This is a genomic window from Methanobrevibacter filiformis, assembly GCF_001639265.1.
In the GTDB taxonomy this organism is placed as follows: Archaea; Methanobacteriota; Methanobacteria; order Methanobacteriales; family Methanobacteriaceae; genus Methanacia; species Methanacia filiformis.
The window spans coordinates 1-2,940 of sequence record NZ_LWMT01000105.1 but is presented as its reverse complement, the minus strand read 5'-3'; the positions used below and the strand labels follow the sequence as shown (position 1 = coordinate 2,940).

Annotated in this window: 3 protein-coding genes; 1 reads left to right on the top strand and 2 read right to left on the bottom strand. The window is 26.2% G+C overall.

All coding sequences use genetic code 11. The annotated features are described in order from the left end of the window. The first annotated feature begins 337 nt into the window (after positions 1-337). Positions 338-1,639 carry an adenylyltransferase/cytidyltransferase family protein gene (locus MBFIL_RS03645; protein WP_066971605.1) on the top strand — a complete coding sequence of 434 codons (1,302 nt, stop codon included), beginning with the start codon at positions 338-340 and terminating at the stop codon, positions 1,637-1,639. Between the two features lie 32 nt (positions 1,640-1,671). Here the strand turns inward: MBFIL_RS03645 and MBFIL_RS03640 are convergent, their stop codons facing one another. Together MBFIL_RS03640 and MBFIL_RS03635 are read right to left on the bottom strand one after the other, a co-directional pair. Continuing rightward, complete coding sequence (locus MBFIL_RS03640) at positions 1,672-2,502, bottom strand: DUF1932 domain-containing protein (protein WP_066971603.1); 831 nt, start codon at positions 2,500-2,502, stop codon at positions 1,672-1,674. 20 nt (positions 2,503-2,522) lie between these two features. Next, positions 2,523-2,723 carry a MoaD/ThiS family protein gene (locus tag MBFIL_RS03635; protein WP_066971601.1) on the bottom strand — a complete coding sequence of 67 codons (201 nt, stop codon included), beginning with the start codon at positions 2,721-2,723 and terminating at the stop codon, positions 2,523-2,525. Between the last annotated feature and the right edge of the window lie 217 nt (positions 2,724-2,940).

The window sequence follows — 2,940 nt, the reverse complement described above, 5'->3', positions numbered from 1 at the left end:
CTATTTAATTTTAAATATTTATATATTATTAATTTCATACCATATAGCTAAAATAAAGAAAATTAAAGCTTAATTAAAAAGATAACGAAATATTTAAAACCATAATATTAAATTGTCATGACAATAGTTTTTGTTCAAACTTTTTTCAAAAGTTTGTTTCAAATTAATAAAAGCATTCTTTGTTTTTAATGCTCAATTTTTAAAATAGCACATATTGAAACTTTTATTTCGTGGTGTAAATTTAGAGAAATCTTTGTTTTCTCCTTTTTAAAAGTTTGTTTCAAATAATTAAAATATTTCTAAATAATTTAAAATAAATTTAATTTAATCTTTTCTGGTGTTATTGTTGATTGGAATAAGTGCTGATTTTGATCCTGTTCATTTAGGGCATGTGGACTTAATAAATAAAGCTCGAGAGCTTGCTGATAAAAATGGTGATGAAGTTGTAATTTATTTGAATAAAGGGTATAGTGCAAATCATGGTCCTTTTTTCACTTCATTTGAAGCTCGTCGTGCCATGGCTATTGCAGCTGGAGCTGATAAGGTTGTAGCTATTGAAGGTCTACATCATAGATTAACTTTAGCTTACAGTGTTCCGATTAGAATAGCTATGATGATTGAAGATGGTGTAGTTGAATATGTTGATGCTGCAAATGTATCTACTGATAAAATAAAACAATATTCAAAGAGATTTGTTAAAGAAGGAATATTTGTAGGAATTCCACGAAATCTTCCAAATCGAAATGTTATACGATGGTTTGCAGTTAATGACTTTTTATATAATAAATATCATAGAAAAATGGAATTTCACATAATTCCTGAGTTAGAAGTTGATGGGAAAATATCTGGAAGGTTTATAAGAAAATCTATAATTGAAAACAACATGGAGATTCCAGAAGAAATAAAAGAATTGCTTCCTGATTCAACTACAAAGATTCTTCAAAGAGAAATTAAAGCTGGTAATATTCCAAAAGATAGAAATTGGAAAAAAATATATTCAACATTAAACACTTCATCTCGCCCAAATCTCATGAAATTAGCTTATTTAAATGGGTCTGCAATAAATGAAATTATTAAAGGAAGAGTTTATAGGGATGAGGAATCTATCTGGGCAACATTTAGAAGAGCAGGATATGGTCCGGTTCTCACACGTTTAGCTATTAGTGCAGTTGAAGAGAATGTTACTCGATTTGAAGTTATTAAATTAATGAGGGAGTACGAGGATAAAGGAGTGATTCCTCCAGAGCAAAGTGTTGATAAGGTTATAGAAAGAGCTTATTATGTTGCAAATCAAACTCAAAAAGGAATTTTAGCTCATGATGCAAATAATAAATTTAGAAAAGAAAAAATAGCTATTAAAAACATTCCATTAGAATTTAGTGGAGGCTTAAGTTTAACAAAGTTTGAAACAAAAAAGATGGAAAATGGGCTTGAAGCACAGCTATATATATCGGGCGATGGTAAGATTGCATGCCAAATTAAGAAGGATAAATTTAAGATAAAAACCAACTTAGTATTACCTGCAGAAGAGGTTACTTACTTAAGATACATCATCGATTCTCAGCTTATTCCAACAACAGCTACAGTTGTCAAAACACAAAAAGGTTTTAGAATTAAAGTGACTATTCATAATAGTTAAGTTTAATAGATAATTAGCTAACTTTTCACAATTTAATCCTTTACAATATATTTGAATTTATTTTTAATAGCTTCCATTAATTCATTATCCATTATTTTATTATCTATTACTTCATTATCTATTAATTTGTTGTATTTTGAGTTACTATCTCTTAAATTATTATTAATAGCTATTTCATTTAAATATTCTGTAATTTCATTCATTTCTTCATATTTTCTTTTATGGTGTTTGATTGATCCATTAATTCTAGATTTTGCACGTGTTTTAAAATCATCACATTCAGTAATAGCTATTGTGTCAAGTAATTCTTCGCTTAATCCTAATTTCTTACTTATATCAAAAGTTTCCATTAAAATAGCTGAAATTCCTTTAGTATACATACTTCTAAGCATTTTAAGAGTTGTTGCATCTCCAATATTATCACTAATTATTTTTGTTTTTAATCCAAATTCATTTAAAATAGCTATTTTATTTGCATTTTTTCCAGATAAATAAATAATTGATTTTTTTCTATTTACTCTTCCAATGATAGCTCCATCTACAAACTTATCTCCTGCAACATTAGCTATTTCCTTTGTTGAGCTTGGAGAAATATTGTTTAAATCAAGAAATAGTTTTGAATATTTAGCATATTTTTTCCCAATAGCTATTGCATTTGAAGGAGTATTTGTTGAAATCAAGATATCGCAATTTTTAGCTAATTCTTTATAATCTTTAATGTCTTCAACATTGGATTTAGCTATTAATTTTTGTGTTTTATGACTTCTATCCTTTGATGATGTTTTTACAATAGCTCCATTATCCATAAGTTTTTTTGAAAGTGTTGATGCCACTTCTCCAAATCCAATAAATCCTATTATCATTTTATCTAAATTTGTTCTATTTATCCTCCGTAAATGATTCTAATTAACTGAATTGTATCATTATCTTCAATTATTTCATCTTCTACAACAACTTCACCATTTTTTTTAGTTACAATTGATTCATTAGATAATTCTAACTCATTTAAAAGATCTTTAATAGTTTTTTTCCCATTTAATTCTTTAATTTCTTCTTTTCCTTCTATCTTAAGAGTATAAGCCATTTTATCCACCTGATCTATTCATAATCATTAATTATCATGTATTTTAACTATAATTTTATTATTTCATATAAGTATTATTTTTATACATTGGAGGATTCGTATTTAATAATTTTCTTTTTATATGTATTATTTTTTTTCTTTGGTATTTTTATTTATGTTTGATTGTTTATATATTTTTTTATGAGTTTTAATAGTAATATTCGTAAGTGTTTTAGGT